This is a genomic window from Halomonas sp. KO116 (assembly GCF_000734975.2).
GTDB classification, from domain to species: domain Bacteria; phylum Pseudomonadota; class Gammaproteobacteria; order Pseudomonadales; family Halomonadaceae; genus Vreelandella; species Vreelandella glaciei.
In genome coordinates, this window is sequence record NZ_CP011052.1 from 1,877,502 (window position 1) to 1,903,982 (window position 26,481).

The 26,481-nt window shown below is 53.1% G+C and carries 22 protein-coding genes and 3 rRNA genes; 14 read left to right on the forward strand and 11 right to left on the reverse strand.

The features are described from left to right. Positions 1-36: 36 nt before the first annotated feature. The 6 genes from KO116_RS08660 (at position 37) to rlmM (ending at position 9,812) form a co-directional block, all read left to right on the forward strand. A complete protein-coding gene (locus KO116_RS08660) occupies positions 37-804 on the forward strand; it encodes an SDR family NAD(P)-dependent oxidoreductase (protein WP_035563372.1) in 768 nt (255 codons plus the stop codon). Between the two features lie 247 nt (positions 805-1,051). Next, positions 1,052-2,857: an acyl-CoA dehydrogenase C-terminal domain-containing protein gene (locus tag KO116_RS08665; protein ID WP_035563374.1), complete on the forward strand. Its 1,806-nt coding sequence runs from the start codon at positions 1,052-1,054 to the stop codon at positions 2,855-2,857. A gap of 550 nt (positions 2,858-3,407) precedes the next feature. Beyond that, positions 3,408-4,940: ribosomal RNA gene (locus tag KO116_RS08670) — 16S ribosomal RNA — on the forward strand. Between the two features lie 304 nt (positions 4,941-5,244). After that, positions 5,245-8,134, forward strand: a 23S ribosomal RNA gene (locus tag KO116_RS08675). Positions 8,135-8,277: 143 nt separating this feature from the next. Continuing rightward, positions 8,278-8,393 (forward strand): 5S ribosomal RNA (rrf, locus tag KO116_RS08680). The 16S, 23S and 5S rRNA genes sit together here, the layout of an rRNA operon. Before the next feature lie 348 nt (positions 8,394-8,741). Then, positions 8,742-9,812, forward strand: a complete 1,071-nt coding sequence (gene rlmM / locus KO116_RS08685; RefSeq protein ID WP_035556887.1) for a 23S rRNA (cytidine(2498)-2'-O)-methyltransferase RlmM — start codon at positions 8,742-8,744, stop codon at positions 9,810-9,812. Between the two features lie 19 nt (positions 9,813-9,831). Here rlmM and KO116_RS08690 read toward each other — a convergent pair whose 3' ends face one another. Next, positions 9,832-10,119, reverse strand: coding sequence for an antibiotic biosynthesis monooxygenase family protein (locus KO116_RS08690; RefSeq protein ID WP_007113141.1), 288 nt, complete (start codon positions 10,117-10,119; stop codon positions 9,832-9,834). Between the two features lie 29 nt (positions 10,120-10,148). Here KO116_RS08690 and tusA point away from each other — a divergent pair, with 29 nt between their 5' ends. Further along, a complete protein-coding gene (gene tusA / locus KO116_RS08695; RefSeq protein ID WP_035556892.1) occupies positions 10,149-10,403 on the forward strand; it encodes a sulfurtransferase TusA in 255 nt (84 codons plus the stop codon). An 89-nt stretch (positions 10,404-10,492) separates the two neighbouring features. Here tusA and KO116_RS08700 read toward each other — a convergent pair whose 3' ends face one another. From KO116_RS08700 to KO116_RS08710, 3 genes are all read right to left on the reverse strand, one after another. Continuing rightward, a complete protein-coding gene (locus KO116_RS08700) occupies positions 10,493-11,188 on the reverse strand; it encodes a hypothetical protein (RefSeq protein ID WP_035556895.1) in 696 nt (231 codons plus the stop codon). Between the two features lie 135 nt (positions 11,189-11,323). Continuing rightward, a complete protein-coding gene (locus KO116_RS08705; RefSeq protein ID WP_035556901.1) occupies positions 11,324-12,313 on the reverse strand; it encodes a DUF3080 family protein in 990 nt (329 codons plus the stop codon). A gap of 2 nt (positions 12,314-12,315) precedes the next feature. Next, positions 12,316-13,734 (reverse strand): MATE family efflux transporter, encoded by a 1,419-nt coding sequence (locus tag KO116_RS08710; RefSeq protein ID WP_035556904.1) that lies wholly within the window; start codon positions 13,732-13,734, stop codon positions 12,316-12,318. A 122-nt stretch (positions 13,735-13,856) separates the two neighbouring features. On the opposite strand from KO116_RS08710, the gene KO116_RS08715 reads away from it, so the two are divergent. Genes KO116_RS08715 through KO116_RS08720 form a run of 3 tightly spaced genes read left to right on the forward strand, consistent with a single transcriptional unit; the run spans position 13,857 to position 15,070 of the window. Further along, positions 13,857-14,450 (forward strand): elongation factor P hydroxylase, encoded by a 594-nt coding sequence (locus KO116_RS08715; RefSeq protein WP_045812107.1) that lies wholly within the window; start codon positions 13,857-13,859, stop codon positions 14,448-14,450. Between the two features lie 45 nt (positions 14,451-14,495). Further along, on the forward strand, positions 14,496-14,636 hold the full coding sequence (locus tag KO116_RS25745; RefSeq protein ID WP_235272533.1) for a hypothetical protein: 141 nt from the start codon (positions 14,496-14,498) through the stop codon (positions 14,634-14,636). 11 nt (positions 14,637-14,647) lie between these two features. Next, a complete protein-coding gene (locus KO116_RS08720) occupies positions 14,648-15,070 on the forward strand; it encodes a hemerythrin domain-containing protein (protein ID WP_235272534.1) in 423 nt (140 codons plus the stop codon). Between the two features lie 56 nt (positions 15,071-15,126). Here the strand turns inward: KO116_RS08720 and KO116_RS08725 are convergent, their stop codons facing one another. The 4 genes from KO116_RS08725 to KO116_RS08740 all read right to left on the reverse strand — a co-directional run bounded on the left by KO116_RS08725 (position 15,127) and on the right by KO116_RS08740 (position 17,874). Then, entirely contained in the window at positions 15,127-15,354 is a 228-nt protein-coding gene (locus tag KO116_RS08725) for a C2H2-type zinc finger protein (RefSeq protein WP_035556910.1), read from the reverse strand. Next, complete coding sequence (locus KO116_RS24125) at positions 15,354-16,349, reverse strand: DUF2795 domain-containing protein (protein ID WP_052703752.1); 996 nt, start codon at positions 16,347-16,349, stop codon at positions 15,354-15,356. The genes KO116_RS08725 and KO116_RS24125 overlap by 1 nt, the downstream gene beginning before the upstream one ends. A 150-nt stretch (positions 16,350-16,499) precedes the next feature. Continuing rightward, on the reverse strand, positions 16,500-16,979 hold the full coding sequence (locus KO116_RS08735) for a hypothetical protein (protein WP_035556913.1): 480 nt from the start codon (positions 16,977-16,979) through the stop codon (positions 16,500-16,502). Between the two features lie 13 nt (positions 16,980-16,992). Further along, complete coding sequence (locus KO116_RS08740) at positions 16,993-17,874, reverse strand: TatD family hydrolase (RefSeq protein WP_423841380.1); 882 nt, start codon at positions 17,872-17,874, stop codon at positions 16,993-16,995. Positions 17,875-17,976: 102 nt separating this feature from the next. Between KO116_RS08740 and KO116_RS08745 the strand changes: the two genes are divergently transcribed. Further along, complete coding sequence (locus KO116_RS08745; protein ID WP_035556919.1) at positions 17,977-19,893, forward strand: ATP-binding cassette domain-containing protein; 1,917 nt, start codon at positions 17,977-17,979, stop codon at positions 19,891-19,893. Between the two features lie 61 nt (positions 19,894-19,954). On the opposite strand, the gene KO116_RS08750 is transcribed toward KO116_RS08745, so the two are convergent. Next, on the reverse strand, positions 19,955-20,407 hold the full coding sequence (locus tag KO116_RS08750) for a universal stress protein (RefSeq protein ID WP_008959936.1): 453 nt from the start codon (positions 20,405-20,407) through the stop codon (positions 19,955-19,957). Positions 20,408-20,606: 199 nt separating this feature from the next. On the opposite strand from KO116_RS08750, the gene KO116_RS08755 reads away from it, so the two are divergent. Continuing rightward, the gene (locus KO116_RS08755) at positions 20,607-21,176 is read left to right on the forward strand and encodes a hypothetical protein (protein WP_035556922.1); all 570 of its coding nucleotides are present in this window, start codon (positions 20,607-20,609) and stop codon (positions 21,174-21,176) included. Here KO116_RS08755 and slyA read toward each other — a convergent pair. Both slyA and KO116_RS08765 read right to left on the reverse strand, forming a co-directional pair. After that, entirely contained in the window at positions 21,155-21,607 is a 453-nt protein-coding gene (gene slyA, locus KO116_RS08760; RefSeq protein ID WP_035556925.1) for a transcriptional regulator SlyA, read from the reverse strand. The genes KO116_RS08755 and slyA overlap by 22 nt on opposite strands. A 76-nt stretch (positions 21,608-21,683) precedes the next feature. Further along, the gene (locus KO116_RS08765; RefSeq protein ID WP_035556928.1) at positions 21,684-22,838 is read right to left on the reverse strand and encodes a DUF5924 family protein; all 1,155 of its coding nucleotides are present in this window, start codon (positions 22,836-22,838) and stop codon (positions 21,684-21,686) included. Positions 22,839-23,092: 254 nt separating this feature from the next. Between KO116_RS08765 and fadB the strand changes: the two genes are divergently transcribed. Beyond that, positions 23,093-25,279, forward strand: coding sequence for a fatty acid oxidation complex subunit alpha FadB (fadB, locus tag KO116_RS08770; protein WP_035556931.1), 2,187 nt, complete (start codon positions 23,093-23,095; stop codon positions 25,277-25,279). Positions 25,280-25,302: 23 nt separating this feature from the next. Beyond that, positions 25,303-26,481, forward strand: a complete 1,179-nt coding sequence (fadA, locus tag KO116_RS08775) for an acetyl-CoA C-acyltransferase FadA (RefSeq protein WP_008959931.1) — start codon at positions 25,303-25,305, stop codon at positions 26,479-26,481.

A 26,481-nucleotide genomic window follows, 5' to 3' on the forward strand; every position in this document is an offset into this window, starting at 1 on the left:
TGGCTGCCATTCATAACAAACATAGGGAATGCGGAGATGCAGGTTAAGGAGAGGACATTTTTAATTACCGGGGCCGCTTCGGGGTTGGGGGCGGCTACCGCGGAGCGCTTAGTCGCTGGAGGTGCTCGCGTCGTGTTGTGCGACCTAAATAGCAGCGTAAATACCCATGCCCAGCAGTTAGGGGCAAACGCTCGCGCCATTCTGGCGGACATTACTTCAGGCGAACAGATGCAGCAGGCCGTAGATGCGGCGGTAGCGCTGGGTGGCGAGCGTGGACTCTCCGGCGTGGTTCACTGCGCGGGGGTGGTGAGCGTAGCCAAGCTGGTTGATCGCGAAGGCAACCCAACTGATTTAGAAAGCTATATGAAAACGGTCAATATCAATCTGGTCGGCACTTTTAACGTCATGCGCCTTGCGGCTGCCGCAATGGCTAAAAATGCGCCTAATGAGAGTGGCGAGCGCGGGGTGATCATTAATACCGCTTCCATTGCTGCTTTTGATGGGCAGGTAGGGCAGTGCGCTTATAGTGCCTCTAAAGCGGGTGTTGTGGGTATGAGCTTGCCAGCGGCGCGGGAATTGTCGCGTCATGCTATTCGGGTGATGGCCATCGCCCCTGGCGTATTTGAAACGCCGATGATGAGCGAAATTCCCGACGAGGCCGCCCAGGCGCTAGCGGCAGCGGTGCCATTTCCTAAGCGTCTAGGTAAGCCAGATGAGTTTGCGCAATTAGCCGAGCAGATTATTACCAATCCCATGCTCAACGGTGAGTTGATCCGTTTAGATGGCGGCATTCGCATGCAGTAAGACGGTGGTAAGTAGGTAAAAGAAAAAGAGAAATAAAACGGCTCGTCGGCTTTTGGTTGACGAGTTTTTTATTATTTGCACCAGGGGGATATTGGTTGGGCGACCAAAGTTCTAGTGTGTTTTTAGGCTAAATTCAAACGCCCGCTTGACTCTGAGTGGCGCTCGCGCTAATTTTCAAACATGTGTTTGAAAGTCGTGAGCTTATATGGACTGATCGGCTCTCAACCCCCCTTTTAGGAGAAGTGCGATGCCCAGCTATCAGGCCCCTATTCGTGATATGCGTTTCGTTATGGACGAGATGCTTGACTACCCCGCTCATTACGCGCGCTTACCAAACGGTGACGATGCGTCGCCAGATGTTGTCAGCGCTATTTTGGAAGAGGGTGCACGCTTCGCCCGCGACGTACTGCTGCCGATCAATCAGAGTGGCGATGAAGAGGGGTGTTTGCTGGAAGGGGGCGAGGTCAAAGCGCCTAACGGTTTCAAAGAGGCCTACCAACAGTACGTAGAAGGTGGTTGGCCGAGTCTGGCTGCAGATCCTGCTCATGGGGGGCAGGGGCTGCCGCCTTCATTGGCGATGTTGCTGTCGGAAATGATCTGTGCGACTAACTTGGCGTGGGGTATGTACCCAGGGCTCTCCCATGGCGCAGCGGATGCATTGCGTCACCATGGCACGGATGACCAGAAGGCAACGTACCTTACCAAGCTGGTAGAAGGGGTATGGACAGGCACCATGTGCCTAACCGAGCCACACTGCGGTACTGACCTCGGCTTGATCAAAACACGAGCGGTGCCCGCCGATGGCGACGCCTATGCGATTACCGGCACCAAAATCTTTATCTCCGCCGGTGAGCATAATCTGGCTGAAAATATCGTCCATTTGGTATTGGCAAAACTGCCCGGCGCACCGGAAGGCTCTAAAGGTATCTCGCTATTTGTAGTGCCCAAGTTCTTGCCTGATGCTCAAGGTGATGTGGGTGAGCGTAATGGCGTCACCTGTGGTTCGCTCGAGCATAAAATGGGCATTCATGGTAATGCCACCTGCGTGATGAATTTCGATGGCGCAACCGGCTATCTGGTAGGCCCGCCTAATAAAGGGCTGGCGTGTATGTTCACCATGATGAACGCTGCGCGTCTTGGGGTGGGTATTCAAGGGCTGGGGTTGATTGAAGCCAGTTTCCAGAATTCATTGAGCTATGCCCGTGACCGGTTACAGATGCGCGGCTTAGCGGGCAAGCAGGCGCCTGAAAAGCCCGCTGACCCGATTATCGTCCACCCTGATGTGCGCCGCATGCTGCTGACCCAGAAAGCCTTCGCCGAAGGCGGGCGTATGCTGGTGCTTTATACCGCGCAAATGCTCGACGTGGTGGAGCATGGTGAGCCGGGTGAAGAGCAAGATCACGCTGAAACCCTGCTTGGTTTGCTAACCCCTATCGTTAAGGCTTTCCTGACCGAAGTTGGTTTTGAAAGCACTAATGAGGGCGTACAGATCTACGGTGGTCATGGCTTCATTAAAGAGTGGGGCATGGAGCAATTGGTACGCGATGCTCGCATTACTCGACTCTATGAAGGTACTACCGGTATCCAGGCGCTTGATCTGCTGGGCCGTAAAGTACTCATGAGTCAGGGTGAATCGCTGAAGGTCTTCACCAAAGAGATCCACAAGTTCTGTAAAGCTGAAGCCGATAACCCTGCGCTGAAAGAGTTTGTCGGGCCGCTTGGCAAGCTGAATGCTGAGTGGGGAGAGCTGACAATGGGTGTAGGTATGAAGGCAATGCAAGACCGCGAGGAAGTAGGTGCGGCGAGTGTTGATTACCTTATGTATTCGGGGTACGTCACGCTGGCGTACCTTTTTGCTCGCGCGGCCAAACAGGCGTCTGTCTCTTTAGAAGGTGACGATAAGGCCTTCTATGCCGCTAAATTGAACACGGCTCGCTTCTATTACCAGCGGCTATTACCGCGCACCAAGGCCCATGCACAGATGATTCAATCAGGCGCTTCCAGCTTAATGGCTATCTCCAGCGAAGACTTTGGCTTGGGCTTTGAAATTTAATTAACGGCTAAGATATTAAAAGAGCACTCTCTGGTCAGGCGTTCTGATCGGTGGTTTGCGGCAGAAGGGTAACCTTCTGCCGCTTTTTTATACGCAATAACTTCTTTTACTTGCTATCTTGATAGTGAGGCCTTAAAGTACGCATCCGCTGCCGGGGACGCCAAGCGTTACCAGCGGTGAATGAAGTGTAAAAGCTTCGGTTTGTCAGGAGGTTAGAGCAGATAGTAGCGTTCGCCTCACTCGCTAAAAAACAGCGATTGACAAACACCAGGAACTGCGTAGAATACGCCTTCCTCGCTGCGGCAAGCCAGTTCAACGGTTCGCCAGTCAAACACAGCGAAACAGCTCTTTAACAATTTGATCAGGTAATTCATGTGGGCGCTTGCTGATGTTGGTGACAAATCACCGAATATCAAGGCAAGCGACTCAAGCAATAGGGTTTTAAAGGATTCGTCCTTTGGGATCTGTTTTGAATGAATTCGTTTGAACCTTGAGCCAAGTTTGGTTCGCTTCTGTTGCTTCGGTGACAGGCAAGAACCGCATAGATCTTAAACTGAAGAGTTTGATCATGGCTCAGATTGAACGCTGGCGGCAGGCCTAACACATGCAAGTCGAGCGGTAACAGGGGTAGCTTGCTACCCGCTGACGAGCGGCGGACGGGTGAGTAATGCATAGGAATCTGCCCGATAGTGGGGGATAACCTGGGGAAACCCAGGCTAATACCGCATACGTCCTACGGGAGAAAGGGGGCTTCGGCTCCCGCTATTGGATGAGCCTATGTCGGATTAGCTAGTTGGTAAGGTAATGGCTTACCAAGGCAACGATCCGTAGCTGGTCTGAGAGGATGATCAGCCACATCGGGACTGAGACACGGCCCGAACTCCTACGGGAGGCAGCAGTGGGGAATATTGGACAATGGGGGCAACCCTGATCCAGCCATGCCGCGTGTGTGAAGAAGGCCCTCGGGTTGTAAAGCACTTTCAGCGAGGAAGAACGCCTGGTGGTTAATACCCACTAGGAAAGACATCACTCGCAGAAGAAGCACCGGCTAACTCCGTGCCAGCAGCCGCGGTAATACGGAGGGTGCAAGCGTTAATCGGAATTACTGGGCGTAAAGCGCGCGTAGGTGGCTTGATAAGCCGGTTGTGAAAGCCCCGGGCTCAACCTGGGAACGGCATCCGGAACTGTCAGGCTAGAGTGCAGGAGAGGAAGGTAGAATTCCCGGTGTAGCGGTGAAATGCGTAGAGATCGGGAGGAATACCAGTGGCGAAGGCGGCCTTCTGGACTGACACTGACACTGAGGTGCGAAAGCGTGGGTAGCAAACAGGATTAGATACCCTGGTAGTCCACGCCGTAAACGATGTCGACCAGCCGTTGGGTGCCTAGAGCACTTTGTGGCGAAGTTAACGCGATAAGTCGACCGCCTGGGGAGTACGGCCGCAAGGTTAAAACTCAAATGAATTGACGGGGGCCCGCACAAGCGGTGGAGCATGTGGTTTAATTCGATGCAACGCGAAGAACCTTACCTACCCTTGACATCTACAGAAGCCGGAAGAGATTCTGGTGTGCCTTCGGGAACTGTAAGACAGGTGCTGCATGGCTGTCGTCAGCTCGTGTTGTGAAATGTTGGGTTAAGTCCCGTAACGAGCGCAACCCTTGTCCTTATTTGCCAGCACGTAATGGTGGGAACTCTAAGGAGACTGCCGGTGACAAACCGGAGGAAGGTGGGGACGACGTCAAGTCATCATGGCCCTTACGGGTAGGGCTACACACGTGCTACAATGGCCGGTACAAAGGGCTGCGAGCTCGCGAGAGTCAGCGAATCCCTTAAAGCCGGTCTCAGTCCGGATCGGAGTCTGCAACTCGACTCCGTGAAGTCGGAATCGCTAGTAATCGTGAATCAGAATGTCACGGTGAATACGTTCCCGGGCCTTGTACACACCGCCCGTCACACCATGGGAGTGGACTGCACCAGAAGTGGTTAGCCTAACGCAAGAGGGCGATCACCACGGTGTGGTTCATGACTGGGGTGAAGTCGTAACAAGGTAGCCGTAGGGGAACCTGCGGCTGGATCACCTCCTTAAACGATGCGTCACCGTTGGTAAGCGTCCACAATGAATTACCTGATCAGAATGCTGTTGATACGCAGTGATAAGTGACTCTTTTTTCACGTTAAAAAGAAAAAATAGCTTTTAAAGCTTAAAGGTCTTTTTCTTTTTTAATAGGAAAGAACGCTTATCACTGCTTATAGCAGTCGCTCTTTAACAATGTATATCATGCTGACAAGAACACTTCGCAAGAAGTGCTTCTTAAATTGTGATACGCGTCAGCGTATCCGGCAAAATGAAACGTGATCATTGCGACATCCAGACTCCTTCGGGTTATAGGGTCAAGCAATGAAGCGCACACGGTGGATGCCTAGGCAGCCAGAGGCGATGAAAGACGTGGTAGCCTGCGATAAGGCTCGGTGAGGTGGCAACAACCTGTGACCCGGGCATTTCTGAATGGGGAAACCCACTCATCATAAGATGAGTATCGTGCACTGAATACATAGGTGTACGAGGCGAACCAGGGGAACTGAAACATCTAAGTACCCTGAGGAAAAGAAATCAACCGAGATTCCCCTAGTAGCGGCGAGCGAACGGGGACCAGCCCTTAAGCATGTGACTGATTAGGCGAACAGATTGGGAAGTCTGGCCGTAGCGGGTGATAGCCCCGTAGTCGAAAATCTGATCATGTGAAATCGAGTAGGTCGGGGCACGAGAAACCTTGACTGAAGACGGGGGGACCATCCTCCAAGGCTAAATACTCCTGGCTGACCGATAGTGAACCAGTACCGTGAGGGAAAGGCGAAAAGAACCCCGGAGAGGGGAGTGAAATAGATCCTGAAACCGTGTGCGTACAAGCAGTCGGAGCCCACTTGTTGGGTGACGGCGTACCTTTTGTATAATGGGTCAGCGACTTATATTCAGTGGCGAGGTTAACCGTATAGGGGAGCCGTAGGGAAACCGAGTCTTAACTGGGCGACACAGTCGCTGGATATAGACCCGAAACCGAGCGATCTATCCATGAGCAGGGTGAAGGTTGAGTAACATCAACTGGAGGCCCGAACCAGGATCTGTTGAAAAAGATTTGGATGACTTGTGGATCGGAGTGAAAGGCTAATCAAGCTCGGAGATAGCTGGTTCTCCTCGAAAGCTATTTAGGTAGCGCCTCATGTAGTACCGCCGGGGGTAGAGCACTGTTTCGGCTAGGGGGTCATCCCGACTTACCAACCCGAGGCAAACTCCGAATACCGGTGAGTAACGCGTGGGAGACACACGGCGGGTGCTAACGTCCGTCGTGAAAAGGGAAACAACCCAGACCGTCAGCTAAGGTCCCGAAATCCTGGTTAAGTGGGAAACGATGTGGGAAGGCTCAGACAGCTAGGAGGTTGGCTTAGAAGCAGCCATCCTTTAAAGAAAGCGTAATAGCTCACTAGTCGAGTCGGCCTGCGCGGAAGATGTAACGGGGCTAAACCAGGTACCGAAGCTACGGGTTCATCCTTTGGATGAGCGGTAGAGGAGCGTCGTGTACGCCAATGAAGGTGGATTGAGAAGTCTGCTGGAGGTATCACGAGTGCGAATGCTGACATGAGTAACGATAAAGGGTGTGAAAAACACCCTCGCCGGAAGACCAAGGGTTTCTGTTCGACGCTAATCGGAGCAGAGTGAGTCGGCCCCTAAGGCGAGGCCGAAAGGCGTAGTCGATGGGAAACGGGTCAATATTCCCGTACCGGACATGGTTGCGATGGGGGACGAAGAAGGCTAGGTGAGCCAGGCGTTGGTTGTCCTGGTGAAAGTGAGTAGGCTGGCGTCTTAGGTAAATCCGGGATGCTTTAAGGCCGAGACACGAAACGAACTGACCACGGTCAGGAAGTCACTGATGCCACGCTTCCAGGAAAAGCCTCTAAGCTTCAGATCATGTGCGACCGTACCCCAAACCGACACAGGTGGTCAGGGAGAGAATCCCAAGGCGCTTGAGAGAACTCGGGTGAAGGAACTAGGCAAAATGGTGCCGTAACTTCGGGAGAAGGCACGCCGGCGTAGGGTGATGAGACTTGCTCTCTAAGCCCGAACCGGTCGAAGATACCAGGTGGCTGCAACTGTTTATTAAAAACACAGCACTCTGCTAACGCGCAAGCGGACGTATAGGGTGTGACGCCTGCCCGGTGCCGGAAGGTTAAATGATGGTGTTAGCCGCAAGGCGAAGCTCTTGATTGAAGCCCCGGTAAACGGCGGCCGTAACTATAACGGTCCTAAGGTAGCGAAATTCCTTGTCGGGTAAGTTCCGACCTGCACGAATGGCGTAATGATGGCCACGCTGTCTCCACCCGAGACTCAGTGAAATTGAAATCGCCGTGAAGATGCGGTGTACCCGCGGCTAGACGGAAAGACCCCGTGAACCTTTACTATAGCTTCACACTGGACGCTGATGTTGCCTGTGTAGGATAGCTGGGAGGCTTTGAACTCCGGACGCCAGTTCGGAGGGAGCCACCCTTGAAATACCAGCCTGGCATCATTGGCGTTCTCACTCAGGTCCGTTATCCGGATCGAGGACAGTGTGTGGTGGGTAGTTTGACTGGGGCGGTCTCCTCCTAAAGAGTAACGGAGGAGCACGAAGGTACCCTCAGCACGGTCGGACATCGTGCATTGAGTGCAAGAGCATAAGGGTGCTTGACTGCGAGACAGACACGTCGAGCAGGTGCGAAAGCAGGTTCTAGTGATCCGGTGGTTCTGTATGGAAGGGCCATCGCTCAACGGATAAAAGGTACTCCGGGGATAACAGGCTGATACCGCCCAAGAGTTCACATCGACGGCGGTGTTTGGCACCTCGATGTCGGCTCATCACATCCTGGGGCTGAAGTCGGTCCCAAGGGTATGGCTGTTCGCCATTTAAAGTGGTACGCGAGCTGGGTTTAGAACGTCGTGAGACAGTTCGGTCCCTATCTGCCGTGGGCGTTGGATGTTTGAGAAGGGCTGCTCCTAGTACGAGAGGACCGGAGTGGACGACCCTCTGGTGTTCCGGTTGTCACGCCAGTGGCATTGCCGGGTAGCTATGGTCGGACGGGATAACCGCTGAAAGCATCTAAGCGGGAAGCCCCCTTCAAGATGAGACATCCCTGAGGCCTAGAGCCTCCTGAAGGGCCCAGCGAGACCAGCTGGTTGATAGGCACGGTGTGGAAGCGCTGCAAGGCGTTGAGCTAACGTGTACTAATGGCCCGTGAGGCTTGACCCTATAACACCCAAGGGGTCTGGTCGTAATGATGACGTCAATGAAAACCGGATACGCGCGCTGAGCTGACTGTTGAAGACAGAAAGTTTGGCAATGAGACGCACACAATTTAGCAATAGTCAGCATGATATGCATTAACAGTTACGCCTGACGACCATAGCACGCGTGAACCACCTGATCCCTTGCCGAACTCAGCAGTGAAACCGCTTAGCGCCGATGGTAGTGTGGGGTCTCCCCATGCGAGAGTAGGTCATCGTCAGGCACCTATACCGCAGAAAACCCAGCCACCCGGCTGGGTTTTTTGTTGCCTGGAAGAAAGAAAAAAACCATGTCATGGCGAGGAGCGCAGCGACGCGGCCATCTCAAGCCATCGGCAGCCTATCGTTGAGATTGCGTCATTGCGTTCGCAATGACAAAAAAGAGATCGTGTTGCTTCACGCGATGACACCACGGTATCGCGAGCTAACGCTGCCTTCGACAAATTGCAGTCTGTGCTCGGGGTTTTTTGTTGTGAGGAAGAAAATAAAAAGTGCCTGGATAAGTGCTATGATGCGGCCCAATTAATGAGGCAGCCGTCACCGTTTGTGATGGCTGGAGGAACTGAGGTGAAGTGGTGAGTGAAACGGTACCTACGTCATGGTTAGTTTACTGCCGTCCTGGGTTTGAGAGTGATGTGCTGGCAGAGCTACAGCATCACGCCGCATTGCAGGGCATTGCCTGTGAATCATCTCATGGGGAAGGGTGGGTAAGCTTAACGCGTGTCGATGGCGAAGCAGTGAATGATTTGCACCGCCAGGCAGCGTTTAAAAAGCTGATTTTCGCGCGCCAGAGCTTAGCGGCCTTGCCTGCGCTCACTCTTTCCCGTGACGACCGTCTTACCGCTATACTGGAGCAGGTTAAAGCCAGCCGTTGGAGCTTTGAAGAGATTTGGCATGAAACGCCGGATACCAACGATGGTAAAGCGCTGGCTGGGCTGATTAAGGCGCTTACCAAGCCGCTGGAAAGTATGTTGAAAAAACGTGGTGCGTTAAGGCGCAGCGCGGGCGCACGACGTTTACATATTTTCTGGACTGACGGAGATCAAGTGCAGCTGGCGATGAGCTTCCCAGGCAATCGTAGCGATTTGATTAATGGTATTCGTCGGCTGCGCTTTCCCTCCCGTGCGCCTAGCCGCTCAACACTGAAGTTGGAAGAGGCGTGGCACGAGTTTATTCCTAGGGATGAGTGGGATGTGCGGTTAGCACCGCATATGCAGGCAGCTGACTTAGGTGCCGCCCCAGGTGGCTGGACATGGCAACTGGTTCAGCGGGGCATGTACGTGTATGCCATCGATAATGGCCCGATGGAATCGCAGTTAATGAAAACGGGTCAGATTGATCATCTCAAAGAGGATGGTTTTACCTGGGAGCCACCCCAGCGCCTAGACTGGCTGGTCTGCGATATTGTTGATAAACCAGTGCGGGTTCTAGCCATGGTGGAGCGGTGGCTTATTCGTAAATGGTGCAAGGAGGCGATCTTCAACCTCAAGTTGCCCATGAAAAAGCGCTGGGATGAGGTGACACGTTGTCTAACGGCGCTGGAAGAGTCGCTGGAAAAAGCGGGTGTGCATGCCAATGTATCATGCCGTCACCTCTATCACGATAGGGAAGAGGTAACGGTGCATGTAAGGCTTAGGGATTAGCGCGAGTGAAACCTCAGGCTTAATAGCCAGGCTCGTAAATCCGGATAGTTTCATCTTCGGTTAATAGCGGTAAAATACGCTGCATGGCCATTGCCCGCGCTTCGCTTGAGTGCCACTCCTTCCAAGCGCGGATGTCACGCCATTTAGTAATCATCAGTCGCCGATCGGTATGACCCAGTTCTACCAGTGTTTCACCACCGATGAAGCCCCTTACGCCTAGGGAAACGCGCATTGCCTCCCGCGCTGCTTGCTCAAATTCTTCTTCAAGACCAGGCATAATTCGCCGTTCGATGATAACTTTAATCATACTTTCTGTTTCCTACATCGAGAATATTAATGGCTGATAATACGGGTACGTTACCCAGCTTTGACGTGGTATTGGACACCTCAGGACTCTACTGCCCAGAGCCGATTATGCTAATGCATAACAAAGTGCGCGACATGACATCAGGCCAAGTGCTCAAAGTGATTGCCACCGACCCAGCTACCACGCGAGATGTGCCCAAATTTTGTCAGTTTTTAGGGCACGAACTGCTTGAGCAGGACACCGCCTCTGAGAGTAACTACCTCTACTTTATTCGCTTAGCATAACCCTTAGAAATAGCGCGGGAACCCAAGCGAGGCTCAAATCAACATCATTGATGTTGGCCTCGCTCACAAGGCAGCACTAAGGCACTCGGCTAATCGCTTGCCACGACCATCATGGCTAGCGCCTCAAGCGTTGCCGGATCTTCTTCCAATATACGATTGGCGATATGGCGCTGGAAAAAGTAAACGGTTTGATGGCGAGCGTGAGCGCCGTAAAGGCACTTGTCCCCTAACAAAATCGGTGTCATCGCCGCTTTGTTCTCGTCGGCAAGGAGCGCGTCAAGGCTACCGTCGCTGTAGAGACGCCAGCCGTAAACAGGCTTCATATGCCAAGGAGTGTTGGGGTGATTCATGCACAGCGCGTGGGTGCCCAGAGTGTCGGGTATTTGCTGAATGAGAGTGATTTCTCCGGAAGCCTCATAATCAAAATATTCAGCTGCGGCGACTAGCTCATGGTACTTATGGTCCGGTGGTGAATCGAAAATTTCCTCCGTTTCAGGGTCGCGGTAACCCACGAAGTAGCCATTCTCCTGGCTGTTCAGATCATGGCAGGCCGCCAACGTTTCCATCCACGGCACCATGCCAAAGACGCTACCATCTTCTCTTAGCCCCCAGGCTAAGATAGGCATGCCGTAGTAAGTGTCGGGACTCGCAGCGAGTTGGTACACCATCTCTAGTCCATCTAGCTCCGGAGCTAAACGAACTAGGCACTTTTGCGCCTGCTGACGCTGACGCACAGTTTCCAGGTCGATGACCTGGGCAGAGCGGGGTGACAGGGATGCGCCCATTATGTCCCTCCTTATGCTGCGTGGTCATGACATTGGCGAAGCAAGTTTGGCTTGCTTCATTGTTATCCTTGCTTATCCACCTTACCTATCAACCAATAGCACAAGTTGCTCATAAGGTTAAGGGTTCTACGCTTTTTAATTATCTGAACAAGTTGGAAAGCGAGCTCGTAGCGCATGATGCTCGGTGAGCGCTTGCTGGAACTGGCCCCAGGGCGCTTGGGCGTTTTCCAGCGAAAGCCAGCGTGCCTGATAGCGCTGAATCGCTATTGGCTTGTCTACCGGCTGCGCGTCAATTAAGCGGTTGATCGCTGTTAGCCACTGCTGGGCAGTGTTTGCCAAGCGTTCAAGCGACTGTGGTTCCCCGCGCCTCAAGCAGTGTGTGGCATCTTTCTGCTGAGCTAATAATGCATTCGCTTCGGTTAAGCGTTGAGTGGCTAGTAGCAGGGCGCGCAACACTTCGGCGGTCAATGGCTGCTCTTGTAGGGTTTTTAAATGATTTTCGAGGGCTGAGGAGTCTTGCTGCCAATCGAGGTCAAACTGGTGATCCGTCATTTGCTGAAGATAATTAATGGCTTCAAGCTGGTTTGCAATAGCGTTTTCATCGACGTTAGCTAAAGGCTGGCTTGCGCGCGCAAAGCTTTTCACCCATTCGCTGGAATCAAAAATAGCGTTCCAACTGACGGCGGGTAACTGAGCTGTTTTAGTGGCCGTCAGCTGTTGCAGGCGCATTCGGTCTTCATCGCTTAACTTTTCGGGAACATCGCTGTTCCAGCAGGTGTTTAGCCGTTGCCATAGTGTTCGCTCATATAACCACTGCTGGCTAGGAGGTGCTACTCGGCCGAGTTGATTGTTACGTGCCGCTATAAGAGAAGTAATTTGGCATTCGCGTAGTGCATAAATATTCAGCATGCTATCCCTTGTTTCGGGGATATTAATAAGCCGAGCAGAGCGCTCCGGGAAATCGCCAATATTCATGGGGGTGGCCCGCTCAATGCCTGTCTGGTCGAGGTCATTCGCAAGTTGCTGATGGTAGGACTGCCACTGCTGCTCAGCAGGGTGATCGCCACAGCCAGCTAGTAAGGTACTTAGGGTTAGTGTTATAAAAAGATTGCCCCGCCAAGCCATGTTTATCCCTTAATGCTAATACGCTGTAAACGCCAGCCAAGTAGCAATGCCGCAGTGCTTAAGCCCGCAATCAAGCCAATCCAGTAGCCATGAACCCCTAGCGGGGCGACCTTATCACCCACTCCATAGGAGCCCAGCCAGTGGCCGCCGCCCAAGCCTACAATCCAGTAGGAGAGTACCGTAATCACCATCACAATGCGGGTATCTTTATAGCCGCGTAAAGCACCCGCTAAATTAACCTGTAACGAGTCTGAGAGCTGAAAAATAACGGCTAAAGCAATGATTGAGAGTGCCAACGCCTGTATCTCACTATTGGAAGTATAAAGTGCGATTACTGGCTCGGCGCTAACCCACAGTACGAGGCTGTTAATAGCGGCAATGATGACGCTGATGACAATGCCATTCCAAGCGACTTTGCGGGCTAGTGCTAAGCGCTGCTGACCCAGCGTATTACCGACTCGTACGGTCAGCGCCATGCTCAGCGACAGGGGCAGCATAAACAGAATGGAGGTGAAACTTAGCGCTATTTGGTGGGCACCCACCGTGACTTCACCAAAGCTGGCAATAAAGAGTGCAATAAGCGTGAACAGGGTCACTTCAACAAAAATAGCCACGCCAATGGGAACGCCCACCACCACTAATTCATGTATACCTAGCCATTGGGGCGGTGTCAGTTTGTGCCAAATCGCAACGCTTTTATAAGTATTTCCCCTGCGCGTGTAGTAGGCCATCGCCAGCGCCATCGTCCACATGGAGAGCGCCGTCGCAATGCCGCAGCCAAAAGCGCCCAAGGCAGGCAGCTGTTGCAAGCTAGTGGGAATCCAGGCGCCAAATAAATCAATCAAGCCATCGCCGCCGTAGATCAAGAGGTAGTTGGCAGGAATATTCACGCTTAAACCGACCAAGCTTATCCATAGCGCCGGGCGGGTGTGATTCATGCCATCGGAAAACGCTCTAAGCGCCTGAAAAAGGGCGATCCCCGGCATACCAAAGGCGACAGCTGACAGATAGGCGGCAGACTGGCTGGCAACGGCAGGGGGCACATTCATTAATTCAAAAATCGGTATGACGGCCGACCAGAGCAGTAAGGCCGCGACAACACCTAGCAGCAGGGCAACCCAGAGCGCCTGGTGCACTGCTGGGCGAATAGCGGTTTGGCGCTGTCCACCCAGCAAATGTGCCACAATTGGTGTGAGCCCCATCAGGGTGCCCGTCATAAATAGCATCAATGGCATCCAGAGGCTGGAGCCTACCGAGACGGCTGCGAGTGACGTTGCATCATGTCGGCCTGTCATCATGACATCAACAACACTCATCCCTGCTTGAGCCAGCTGAGCTCCGCAAATGGGTAATGCCAAGTAGACCAGCGCGCGAGTTTCTGGCCAATACACCGATTTAACTTGTTGAGTGAAATCGCCCAATGAGAAGGCTCCTGATCGACGAATTAAGCTATAAAAAAGCGATAGGTTAGCAGGGAAGCCTATGCCTTGCTGCCCTGTATTTAGTTTGCCTCTGTGAGGCAGTTATACTTTCTCAAACGGCAATGATAAACGAGGTCAATTTGAATCACTTGCAGGATCGATGGACGCTGGCCGATATTGCCGCGCTCTTCGATGGCATTTTTGCAGAGCATTATCAAACACGCCTAATTCGGGGGGACGATGAACCCCTCTATCGGCCTGCTGATAGCAAAACACCGTATCATCAAATTATTTTTGCGCGGGGTTATTATGCCAGTGCGTTACACGAAATTAGCCACTGGTGTATTGCGGGTGAAAAGCGTCGTCAATTAGAAGATTACGGCTATTGGTATTCGCCGGATGGGCGTAATGCTGAGCAACAAGCTGCTTTTGAGAGCGCAGAGGTTGCTCCCCAAGCGTTAGAGTACCTATTTACCCAGGCGTGTGGCCGTCATTTCCATGTCAGCGTGGACAATCTGGGGGGCGATACAAACGTGGATCGGGACGCTTTCCAGCAGCGCGTTATGGTTCGGGCAGCGCGCTACCAAGATGAAGGCTTACCCCTACGTGCCAAAGCGTTTTGCCATGCATTGAACGCTTACTATCAACAAGGGGTGAAGCTTGAAACAGCCATTGCTCAAGGACTTGATAGGTTGCTATGCACACGACTATGTTGAAGTTGTCTACTATGTAGGTGTTACGAATCATAAGGAGGGAATCTCATGACTCAGCACAATACAAACGGATCAGCCAAGGATGTGGTTGATATCCTAACCACAGATCATCAGGAAATGATGGCGCTGGCAGGCCAATTAAAGGCTCAAATGACCCACAATGGCGTAGAGATACGGCGGATACCCTGATCGCTGAGGTAATGCGCCATGCCGTTGCCGAGGAAATGTACGTTTATCCGGCAATAGAAAAATACATACCGAATGGAACCGAAGAGGTTGAGCACGACAAACAAGAGCACGATGAAATTGTTCAAGTAATGAAACAGCTGGAAGATTGTAACGCTGTCGCTCCGGTTTTCATGGCGCAGCTCGAAAAGCTAAAAGGATTGTTAAGTCACCATGCAGACGACGAGGAGTCACAGCAATTTCCTAAGATGCGCACCCATATGTCCGGTGACCAACTTATTGAACTAGGTGAAAAAGTAGAGCAGGCCAAAACACTGGCCTCGACGCATCCGCATCCCAGCGCTCCTCATTCAGAACTCTTCCACAAGAGTGTGGGTGCGTCTGTAGGCATGGTTGACAGGCTTAGTGACAAACTCACGGGGCGGAAAACGAAGTAAATAAGTAAAGGATTTATACAAGCTTAATTTAGGCGCTGGTGACCGCAGACAGTTTTTTAGACGGCTTTTGCTAGATAGTTTTCCTGAAAAAGTTTTTCTGAAAAGGTGAGGGGGCAATGCGCCACTAAGTGGCGCTTTAGTTTACCTGCTTCAACCCCTTTCAGCGCTTTTTCAATATCAGCCGCAGAGACCACCTGTTTTGGATGAGAAGTGAGCATATGCCGCTCGTAAAGGGATTTTTGCTCGAACTCAGCCCCGCATATTTCGCAAGTAAACTGTGCCATCAGCGTATCTCCCCCAGCGCTTTTTGGATATCTGCCATCGTTTTGTACTTTCGGCTGGGAAATTCCTTTAATACATTAATAACGTCATCTTTGGCATGGTTGGTTTTGGCCTGTTTAATCAGGTCCGCCTTGCTGCTCGGTAAATCGATGCCCTTGAGTGCCTTGGTAATGCCAGCCGCCGATGTCGAATCAGTGGCTGCCTTGCCACCGCGCTCACCGCCTTTGCTGCGATCGCCTTCGGGTTCCTTGGCTTCTGGCTGCATGTGCGGCTCGGTGAGCTCGCCACCTTCCAGCGCTTCATTGGGCCACTCGCGCTTTTTCAGCCCTAACGTCTTGAATAGGGATGCCTTGCCGGTGATGGAAATTTGTTCTTCGGCGAGGTTGTCATGCGCTCCGATGAGCAGAAGTTGAGCATCTTCGTAGTCAAGCAGCTTGCTATCGTCAATATCCAGCCAGCGTTTGTCGGCGAATTTCTCTATTAAGCGCTTGGGGTAGTTCGGTTTAGCGTCTGGAAAACCGGGTACATCAAGGGAGGGGTTGCGCACCGAGATGATATAACTTGCCTCGGCAAGAATCCCCAGTTCCGCCTGCGCTTTGCCGGGTTTCGTGGGGTTGGTGAGCCGATAAGCCAAACGCGAACTGTTGTGACGCTCAAAGATAGCGTAGCGCCCCTCTCCAACAGGAATGGCCTCGCCCTGTTCCTGCTCGCCACGGGTCTTGGTAGCGTATTCGAGCGGCGCTAGCGCCTCGCCAATGTTTGTTGGCTTGCCTGTCATGTCGTTCATCATCCACTCGCGCGCGGTAGACGAAGGCTTGCCATGGGTAATTTCAGGCATGCGCTTTTTGCCCACCAGAAATAATCGAGCGGTGTCTTTATCATCTGGCGCTAGCACTAAGTAAAGGCGCTGAACGTCTTCAATGTTTTCGACCCGCGGTGTATTGACCTTGGGCCGATAGAAAAAATAGATATCTCCCTTTTCAACATAATCCTTCATCTGTCACCTCCTGTGTAGAAATGGCTATGTCGTTAAGATGGAGTCCTCAAAAGCGTGTCCTACAGCTACCTTTCTAAACAAAGCCTCATTATGGGTTAGCAGAGGATTTTCCTTCGTGCAAACGTATCCTAGGCTATTGGTAGCTAATGCCTAGTCCTCTTCGGTTAGGCGCTGGTGCATCGACAGCATAACCTCAAGCTCATGTTCTGGACGCATCGGCTCCAAGCCCAGCTCGCTGAACGTTTCACGCCGTTGGCGATGCCATTCGCCAGGAGTGATTGAAGGGTAAAGCACCGAGGCTGGGGCTAACTCCACGAAAGGGTCTAACCCATAGGTGTCAAACAGCCGCGCCAGAGCCGCTTCGTCGTCGCCGTTGTCGCTGGTATAAAGGGTAGCGGAGAAGTGATCGTTCTCCAGCTCGCGGATTACCTCTAGCGGGCTAACCCCCAGGCTCTCCAGCTCTTCCATGCTGTAGGCGCCCATGGCATTGGTATCTTCTTTGATCCAGCTATCGTCTGGCTGAATCAATGTTTGCTTTACTCGGCCATCGGGCAGCGACCAGGCAATGGCGAGCGGTAAGCCATCGTCTTCGCCCGTTTCAATGGCTATAAATCCTGGATAATCGGCCACGCTAATACTCCTGTTAAGATTCCGTGGGTAGACGGAAAAAACACTGGGCGGTCAGTGTGGTTGCCGCCCCTAACTCAGCTTCGCTAATACCGTGCCACTGGGCAATCTCGCGGACAATCCACGGCAGCAACGCCGGTTCGTGTCGACGACCCTTTAGCTTCGCCGGGAGGTTGCGGGGCAGCAAGTACGGGCAGTCGGTTTCTACCATCAAACGCGCTAATGGAATATCATCTACTAATGAGCGTAGATGATGTCCGCGTCGCTCGTCGCAAATCCAACCGGTTAGGCCTATATGCAAGTCTAGGTCGAGATAGCCAAACAGCGTATCGCGATCGGCGGTAAAACAGTGCACCACTGCGTGACTGATGTCGTCTCGCCATGCATGCAGGATTTCTCGCATCCGCTGGCCTGCATCGCGCTCGTGTAAAAACAGCGGCAAACCGCTTTCGACCGCGAGCGCCAGCTGCGCTTCAAATGCACGCTCCTGCTCCTGAGGCGTCGAGAAGTTGCGATTAAAATCCAACCCACACTCGCCCACAGCCACTACTTCCGGTAAGGCATGCAGGGCCGCCATGGCCCGCTCCAGACCTGCGTCCCAATGGCTGGCGTCATGAGGGTGTACACCCGCCGTGGCGTACAAGCCAGGATACTGTTTGGCCAACTCGACGGCTTGCTCAGCATGGGCAAGATCGGTACCGGTAACGATCATGGTAGTTACCTGCGCCGCCTGGGCACGTTGTATAACCGCCTCAAGATCACGCCCAAAGCTTTCGTGGGTTAAGTTAGCGCCGATGTCCACCAATGGGGTACTAGGCCGAAACTGTAGTGCTTCGGGCAAAAAATCATCGGCATACGCAGTGGTCAAAGGTGTCTCCCATTCAATATGCAAAGACATCATTGTAACGGTATGCGCGAGCATCGACTAATGCATCAACGTTCCCCCTACCAGCGCGCTCATGCGTTACACTATGCGCCTCACGATTAAGGAGGACACCGCGTGACCCTGTTACGACTCGAACAGCTGCAACTCGCCTACGGCACCCATGTACTACTCAATCGCGCCGACCTGACGGTTGAAAAAGGCGAGCGGCTGGCGCTGGTCGGGCGCAACGGCACCGGCAAGTCCACTCTGCTGAAGCTGGTAGCAGGGGATATCCTGCCCGACGATGGCTCCATCTGGCGCGCACCTGGTCTCAAGATTGGCGTGTTGGCTCAGGAGTTACCCGAGTCATCTGGCTTGACCATTTTCGACATGGTCGCCCAAGGCCTGCCAGAAGCCGGAGAGCTGCTCTCCGAGTACGATCATCTTATCAATGATCCCGACCCCGATATGGATCGCATGGCGACCCTGCAAACGCGTCTGGAAGCCATTGATGGCTGGTCGTATCACCAGCGTATCGATACGGTGCTCACGCGCTTAGGCTTGCCCCCTGAAGCTGAAATGAGCTCGCTCTCCGGTGGCTGGCGCCGCCGAGTAGCGCTGGCGCGCGCCCTGGTTGCCGAGCCCGATCTGCTGCTGCTCGATGAGCCTACCAACCACTTGGACCTAGACACCATTGCCTGGTTGGAAGAGCAACTGCTGGCGTTTAACGGCGCGGTGCTGCTGATTACCCACGATAGGGCGTTTCTTTCCAAGCTGGCCACCAATATTCTGGAGCTGGACCGTGGCCAGCTAGGGCGCTACCCCGGTAAGTACGAAGAGTATCAGGCCCGCAAGCAGCATGAGCTTGAAGTAGAAGCACGGGAGCACGCCGAGTTCGATAAAAAACTCGCTCAAGAGGAAGCCTGGATTCGTCAGGGCGTTAAAGCACGGCGTACCCGCAACGAAGGCCGGGTTCGTGCGCTGGAAGCGATGCGTAACGAGCGTAGCCAGCGCCGTGAGCGCCAGGGTAATGCCAACTTGACGGTAGATCGCGGCGAGCGCACCGGTAAGCGCGTGGTGGAGCTGCAAGGCGTCACCCAGCGCTTTGGCGATGACGTAATACTGCGTGATATTAACCTTGAAGTACTGCGCGGCGACCGTATCGGTTTCCTGGGGCGCAACGGCGCGGGCAAGACAACCCTATTGAAAATCCTGCTGGGCGAGCTGGAACCCACTGAAGGCAAGGTGCAGATGGGCACCAATCTAAAAGTGGCCTATTTCGATCAGCTGCGTGCCGGGCTGGAGCTGGATAAAACCGTGTATGACAATGTTGCTCAGGGCAGTGATCGCGTCAGCGTGGGGGGTAAAGATCGCCATGTGATGAGTTACCTGCAGGACTTTCTGTTCACACCTGAGCGGGTACGCCAACCGGTGAAAGCTCTCTCTGGTGGTGAGTCCAACCGCCTGCTGCTTGCCAAGTTGTTCACTCAGCCAGCTAACGTGCTGGTACTCGATGAGCCAACCAACGACCTCGACATGGAAACCCTGGAGTTGCTTGAAGAGCTGCTTCTCGATTTCGATGGCACGCTGCTGCTGGTTTCCCACGACCGTACCTTTATGGATAACGTGGTCACCAGCATGCTCGCCTTTGAAGGCGATGGCGTGGTGCGTGAATACGTGGGTGGCTATACCGATTGGATTCGCCAGGGCGGAAAATTGCCTCCAGCGCCTTGGGAAGGGGCGGCGCGTCAGCGTACTGAACCCACCTCAGAAACGCCTAAAAAGGTGGTCGAAGCTCCGGCTGCCCCGGCTAAGAAAAGCGTTAAGCTTTCCTACAACTTGCAGCGTGAGTTAGATGCGCTGCCCGCTGAAATAGAACGCCTTGAGAGTGAAGTAGAGGCGCTAGAGAGCGAGATTGGTGACCCAGCGTTTTATCAGCAAGAAGCAGAAGCCGTTACGGCTAAACTACAATCCCTTGAGAAAGTGCAGAAAGCGCTAGAAGTGGCCATGGAGCGTTGGATGGAGCTAGAGGCGATGGCCGCTGGGGAATAGACGTAGCAACGATAAAAGGCGCCGAATGGGCGCCTTTTTCGTAGCGATATAAAGAAAGGGTTTACTCGTCGCTTTTCTCGCCTTTTTTGCCCACGCGTACCGCAAGAACATCACACTGGGCGCCGTGCAGCACGCCGGTAGAGGTTGAGCCTAGTAGTAACGCAAAACCATGACGACCGTGAGAGCCCACTACGATCAAGTCCACATCATGCTCTTCGGCAAACCGGTGGATTTCGGTATCGGGCATACCCACGACAACATGCTGGTCAGCCTCGGCAATATGCGGTGCGGCAATTTCGGCTAAACGTTTTTTGGCATGTTCATCCAACTGGTCTTGGATGCTGGTCAAGTCCATCGGTATATCGCCACCATAGGCAAACCCAAGCGGTTCCAGGGTATGCATAATGGAAATTTTGGCTTGATCGTTGCGTGCTGCGATTGCCACGGCACGTTCCAGGATCTTGTGGGAGTCTTTGGTTAAGTCAACGGCAACTAAAATGTGGTGATAGCTCATGGCATATCTCCTTAGCGTGGATAACACTAGTTCACAAAGAATAATGGAGGCTCTTTGTTCAATGACCGTTACTTTAGATGGCGTGCCTTATTTTAACAATGATCAGTGTTTTAACCATGACGTGTATCAAAACAACGTCCTGAGTCGTGATGGTTAGAATAGCTTATACAGTGTGGCTCACGTTAAAGGAAATGTAGAGATGGAATGGCTAATTATTATAGCAATTTCGATGTTTGTCATCGCACCGGTGATGTGGCTAAAGCCCAGTCCACGTCAGAGACGCCAGCAGACGCTGCGCACGCAAATTGCCAAGCAAGGCGTAATTATCAAACTGGAAAAACCACCGCTTCACCATTTTAAAGGGACGATGCCTGCCTACCGGTGGCACTATCCTCAGCCAGCACCTGGGCCGGATTTCCTTTTGGTCAGAGACAGCAATGCCAGTGAAGCTTTAGCACCGTATTATGCGGGCTGGCGTTGGCGAATAGCCCCTTTGCGGCCGCTTCCGGGTAATGCCGAGATACCGTTAAAAGCACTGCTTGAGCGTTTGCCACAAGACGCGCTGGTGATACAGTCGACTCCCTACGCGCTGACCCTATGGTGGTGGGAGTCGCAAACCGCTGAACGATTCACGACATATTTACCTGAGTTTAAGCAACTGATTGATACTCTTCAGGGCCATGTCGATCGGCCCAACGGTCAACCGCTCAAAGGGACAGAGCAGACTGTGCCAACCTCAAAGAGCGATCATGAGGCTGGACCGTCTTGATCCCGTGCCTGAATTGCTAACCCGTTGGCTTCAATCACCGCCAGCCATTCATTGAGCTGTTCAAGGTTCTCCTCGCTCAAACCCGCAAACATCTCCTTGCGCGCCTGCTGGGCAACGCTGTCGATTTTTTCCAACAACGGCATAGCAGCTGGCGTTAGATAAATACGTTTGCTACGGCGGTCATTATCACAGGCACGGCGTTCCACCAAACCTTGCTCTTCAAGCTGACCGAGAGTACGCACCAAGGAAGGTGCCTCAACACCAATGGCGCGGGCAAGATCGCACTGTGGGTGCCCCTCGCCCATACGCCACAAGTGATAGAGCGTGACCCAACGCGTTTGCGTTAAGCCTAAGGGGGCAAGTCGTCGATCTAGAATTGAACGCCATAGATGTGGCAAGCGTGCGATACGAAAACCAATCGTTGAAGCCATAAGTAACTAGCTACCAATAAGTGTGAGTAGGCGAATTGTCATAAGCTGCGCCACTGAATGCAAGGCGATTAACAATTCAGTCATCCGGTTGCGCCTCTGCATCATTAGTGCGGCCCGGTAAAAAGCGCCGTAAGTTCAATCCGCTTAAGCCACTGGCGTGTATTTCTCCATCGGCTAGTGAAGCCTGCTGGCTATCCTTTGCCACCTCAAAGCGTATTAATCCTAAGCGCTGCCCAGTGCTTGTCATAATGTCGATGCGCCACTGTCCGGTTGGATCTTCTGGAAAGTTTTGCTTATGACTCCATGCGCGGTATCCCTGCTCGCGTCCGCCGTTGATGTTCAATTCCACTACGTCCATTGGCTCACCATTATGATGCCAAGCGTGGGTAATGGTTTCACTCAGTCCACGCGGCGCCCGGATGGCAGTGTACACATAAAGGCCATTTGCGCTGATAGCTTGGGGCGTTAGCGCCATAGAACCTTGAGGAATGCGCCGCTCAACGTCAAACCCAGGAGAAAGAGCACTGCTGGTCATCCATAGGCTGGCAGGTGGCACCCAAATACGTCCAAGCCAAGCGCCGTAGGCTAAGATCAGCGTTAATCCAAAAAAAGCACACCAGCGTTTGAGCGAACTTTGCTTTAACAGGTGCCAAAAGCTGGGTAAGGCGACAACGACCGTGATCCCGAGCGCTAAGAGTAAGCTTTGCCCTGTGGTGAGGTGTACCATAATAGGCAGCGTCACGAGCAATACGAGAAACACGCACATCGCGTGAAATAAAAAGTAAAGACTGCGCCATCGTTCAGCAATTTTAAAATAGATGGGATCAACGATAGAAAGTAGTGCCATAACGCCCACTAGCAGCGCAAACAGTGTTTGGCCGCTATTCCACACCGTGGTGACTAAAATAAACGGCAATGTGAAAAAAAGCGTTTCCTGATGAATCATCTGGGCAATAAACGTTGTTACGCCTCTTGGCGGAGTAGGGTGACCACGACGTTTCAACCAGCGGCTAATTAATCCTTCGGAAAGCAGTAGCGTCCAGGCGAACAATAATCCTAATGCTAGCGCGGCTCCCAGCCACTGTTGACGATCGACCAGAAAGAAGCTGGCTAACCCGGCAGTAAATGCCATGGGCGGCCATAGCCAGCTCCATGGCTTTAATCGCTCGACAATACTTTCTATATGTCGCTGAACGGTGGCAATGCGCGATGGCGTGAGCAGTGCGCCCATATAAAGTTAACCTGCAAAATAAAAGGAAGCGTGATCCTAGCAGTATGAACGCACACAGGGGAGTACTGGTCTCAGTAGATTGGTAAATTAGCCAAAAGTCAGGGCTTGACGTACACAGGCAACTCAACCAAGCTAAAGCAATCAAACGACCGTATGAAATCGATTGGATTGTATTGATCGAATAATGGAATTGGCCGAATAAAGTGTGGCGGGTTCCTTTTATGGAACCAACCCGAATTGTGGAGAGAGCGCGGATGATCTATCAAGGCAACGCCATCACGGTGACACGTCGTGACACCCCGAGTGGCAATGACATCGCTATGCTCACTTTCGATCTGAAAGGTGAGTCCGTCAACAAGCTCTCCAGCGCTGTGGTGACAGAGCTGGGTGAAGCCGTCAAAGCAATCCAAGCTGAAAATAGTTTAAAAGGCTTATTGATTGCCAGTGGTAAAGAAGTGTTTATCGTCGGTGCTGATATCACCGAGTTTCACACGCTTTTCGATAAGGGCGAAGAGTACCTGGTGGAGATGAATCTCAAGGTACACGATATTTTCAACGCCATCGAAGACCTGCCTTTCCCCACCGTTACCGCGATTAACGGGCTGGCCCTAGGGGGTGGCTGTGAAGTATTGCTAACCACCGATTTTCGCGTGATGAGCGAGAAAGCCAAAATTGGTCTGCCAGAAACCAAGCTCGGCATTCTGCCCGGTTGGGGCGGCTGTGTGCGCCTGCCGCGACTTATTGGCGCCGATAATGCTATCGAGTGGATTGCTGGTGGTACCGAAAACCGCGCTGATGCTGCGCTAAAAGTGGGCGCCGTCGATGCGGTAGTCACCGGCGAGCAACTGGAAGCCGCCGCGCTGGATATCCTTGATCGCGCCAATGCAGGTGAGCTGGATTATCAGGCGCGTCGTGCTGAAAAGACCAGCCCGCTGAAGCTCAACCCGATTGAGCAGATGATGGCGTTTGAAACCGCCAAAGGGTATGTCGCTGGTAAGGCTGGGCCGCACTATCCCGCGCCGGTTGAAGCGATCAAAGTGATACAGAAAGGCGCTGGTGAAGAGCGCGGCCGTGCTCAGGCAATTGAAGCCAAAGCTTTCGCCAAACTGGCGCTAAGCAGCGTAGCGTTCAACCTGGTCGGTCTGTTCCTCAATGATCAAGTGGTCAAAAAGAAGGCCAGCAACTACGAAAAACAGGCACAGCCGGTGAAGCAAACGGCGGTGCTGGGGGCTGGCATTATGGGTGGCGGTATCGCCTATCAGAGTGCTTCTAAAGGCACGCCGATCCTGATGAAAGACATTAAGGACGACGCGATAGAGTTAGGTCTGAAAGAAGCCCGCAAACTGTTTGCCAAACAGGTAGAGCGTAACAAGCTCACTACCGAGCAAATGGCTGAAAAACTCACCAACATTCGCCCGACACTCTCTTACGGCGATTTTGGTAACGTCGACCTCGTTGTCGAAGCCGTTGTTGAGAATCCCAAGGTCAAAGACGCTGTGTTGACCGAAGTGGAAGGCATGGTGGGCGAGAACACTATTCTCACCTCCAATACTTCAACCATCTCGATCAACCGTTTGGCGCAAAACCTAAAACGGCCGGAAAACTTTTGCGGTATGCACTTCTTTAACCCCGTGCACCGTATGCCGCTGGTGGAAGTTATCCGTGGTGAGAAGACCTCGGACGCCGCCGTTGCTGCCACCGTGGCCTACGCCCGGGCCATGGGCAAAACGCCGATTGTGGTTAACGACTGCCCCGGCTTCTTGGTCAACCGAGTACTGTTCCCCTACTTTGGTGGCTTTAGCTTCCTGATGGAGCAGGGCGCTGACTTCCAGCACGTTGATAAAGTGATGGAGAAATTCGGCTGGCCGATGGGGCCTGCCTATTTGCTTGACGTGGTCGGTCTAGATACCGCCGTACACGCCAATGAAGTCATGGCCGAAGGCTTCCCTGAACGCATGGCGCGCGAGGGCAAAACCGCGATCCAGGTCATGTATGAGAATGACCGTTTAGGCCAGAAGAACGACAAGGGCTTTTACGCCTACGAAGAGGACAAGAAGGGTAAGCCGAAGAAAGTGACCGACGAAGCGGCTTACGCTTTGGTCAAAGAGGTGGTGAAGGAACACAAAGAGTTTTCCGACGAAGACATCATCGCGCGCATGATGGTGCCGCTCTGCTTGGAAACCGTACGCTGTTTGGAAGATGGCATTGTGGCGACGCCAGCTGAAGCCGATATGGCATTGATCTATGGCATCGGCTTCCCGCCATTCCGCGGTGGCGCTCTGCGCTACATCGATGCGATGGGCTTGGCTGAGTTTGTGAAACTGGCTGAAGGGCTAGCCGAAGAGCTGGGGCCGCTATACGCGCCCACCGATAAGCTGCGTCAGATGGCTCAAAACGGCGAGTTATTTTATTCCAGCGATAAGTCTGCCAACCAAGCCTAACCACCACGCATAGGAGATAAGAGATGAGTTTGAGTCCGAGAGATATTGTGGTGGTTGACGGTGTCCGTACCGCCATGGCGAAAGCCAAGAATGGTGCTTTTCGTAACGTTCGCGCTGAGAACCTCTCTGCTGCGGCCATGCAGGCGCTGTTTACTCGTAACCCAAACCTAGACCCGTCGGAAGTTGATGATGTGATCTGGGGTTGTGTGAATCAGACGCTTGAGCAATCAATGAATATTGCACGCAACGCGGCGATTATGACCGGTATTCCCCGTTCGGTACCTGCGCAAACGGTCAACCGTTTGTGCGGTTCTTCGATGACTGCGTTGCATATCGCTGCGGCCAATATCAAAGCGGGCATGGGTGATTTCTTTATCATCGGTGGCGTGGAGCATATGGAGCACGTACCCATGGCCCACGGCGTTGACGTCAACCCGGCAGCCAGCAAATACGCGGCCAAAGCGGCGATGATGATGGGCTTGACCGCTGAACTACTGGGCAAAATGCACGGCGTTTCCCGAGAAGAGCAGGACAAGTTTGGCGTGCGTTCCCACCAGCGTGCTCAAGCGGCGATGGAGAAGGGCTACTTCGATAATGAAATTATCGGTGTTGAAGGCCACGATCAGCGCGGCTTCAGGGTGATGGTTCAGCGCGATGAGGTTATTCGCCCCGACTCTACCCTGGAGTCTATGGCGAGCCTCAAACCGGTATTTGATCCGCGCAACGGTACCGTGACCGCAGGTACGTCCTCGGCGCTTTCTGTTGGTGCCTCGGCAATGGCAGTGATGAGTTACGAGCGTGCTCAAGCACTGGGCTTAGAGCCCATAGCGCGAGTGCTTTCGACCGGTGTGGCAGGTTGCGATGCGTCTATCATGGGCTATGGTCCAGTGCCTGCGTCCAAGAAAGCGCTAAAAGCCGCTGGTCTCTCTGCCGCTGATATCCAAACGGTTGAGCTCAACGAAGCGTTTGCCGCTCAGGGGATTCCAGTGCTGAAAGATTTAGGCTTCCTGGATGCGCTGGACGATAAGGTTAACCTCAACGGTGGGGCCATTGCCCTTGGGCACCCCTTGGGCTGCTCGGGCTCACGCATCTGCACCACGCTGTTGAACGTTATGCAGCAGCGCGATACTACCCTGGGCTTGGCGACCATGTGTATCGGCATGGGACAGGGGGTTGCAACGGTATTTGAACGGCTGAAATAA

Coding starts and splice junctions, on each gene's coding strand:
- KO116_RS08660 (WP_035563372.1), top strand. CDS start 37: ATGCAGGTTAAGGAGAGGACATTTTTAATTACCGGGGCCGCTTCGGGG.
- KO116_RS08665 (WP_035563374.1), top strand. CDS start 1,052: ATGCCCAGCTATCAGGCCCCTATTCGTGATATGCGTTTCGTTATGGAC.
- KO116_RS08690 (WP_007113141.1), bottom strand. CDS start 10,119: ATGATTAAAGTTATCATCGAACGGCGAATTATGCCTGGTCTTGAAGAA.
- tusA (WP_035556892.1), top strand. CDS start 10,149: ATGGCTGATAATACGGGTACGTTACCCAGCTTTGACGTGGTATTGGAC.
- KO116_RS08700 (WP_035556895.1), bottom strand. CDS start 11,188: ATGGGCGCATCCCTGTCACCCCGCTCTGCCCAGGTCATCGACCTGGAA.
- KO116_RS08705 (WP_035556901.1), bottom strand. CDS start 12,313: ATGGCTTGGCGGGGCAATCTTTTTATAACACTAACCCTAAGTACCTTA.
- KO116_RS08715 (WP_045812107.1), top strand. CDS start 13,857: ATGATAAACGAGGTCAATTTGAATCACTTGCAGGATCGATGGACGCTG.
- KO116_RS25745 (WP_235272533.1), top strand. CDS start 14,496: ATGACTCAGCACAATACAAACGGATCAGCCAAGGATGTGGTTGATATC.
- KO116_RS08720 (WP_235272534.1), top strand. CDS start 14,648: ATGCGCCATGCCGTTGCCGAGGAAATGTACGTTTATCCGGCAATAGAA.
- KO116_RS08725 (WP_035556910.1), bottom strand. CDS start 15,354: ATGGCACAGTTTACTTGCGAAATATGCGGGGCTGAGTTCGAGCAAAAA.
- KO116_RS24125 (WP_052703752.1), bottom strand. CDS start 16,349: ATGAAGGATTATGTTGAAAAGGGAGATATCTATTTTTTCTATCGGCCC.
- KO116_RS08740 (WP_423841380.1), bottom strand. CDS start 17,874: ATGTCTTTGCATATTGAATGGGAGACACCTTTGACCACTGCGTATGCC.
- KO116_RS08750 (WP_008959936.1), bottom strand. CDS start 20,407: ATGAGCTATCACCACATTTTAGTTGCCGTTGACTTAACCAAAGACTCC.
- KO116_RS08755 (WP_035556922.1), top strand. CDS start 20,607: ATGGAATGGCTAATTATTATAGCAATTTCGATGTTTGTCATCGCACCG.
- slyA (WP_035556925.1), bottom strand. CDS start 21,607: ATGGCTTCAACGATTGGTTTTCGTATCGCACGCTTGCCACATCTATGG.
- KO116_RS08765 (WP_035556928.1), bottom strand. CDS start 22,838: ATGGGCGCACTGCTCACGCCATCGCGCATTGCCACCGTTCAGCGACAT.
- fadB (WP_035556931.1), top strand. CDS start 23,093: ATGATCTATCAAGGCAACGCCATCACGGTGACACGTCGTGACACCCCG.
- fadA (WP_008959931.1), top strand. CDS start 25,303: ATGAGTTTGAGTCCGAGAGATATTGTGGTGGTTGACGGTGTCCGTACC.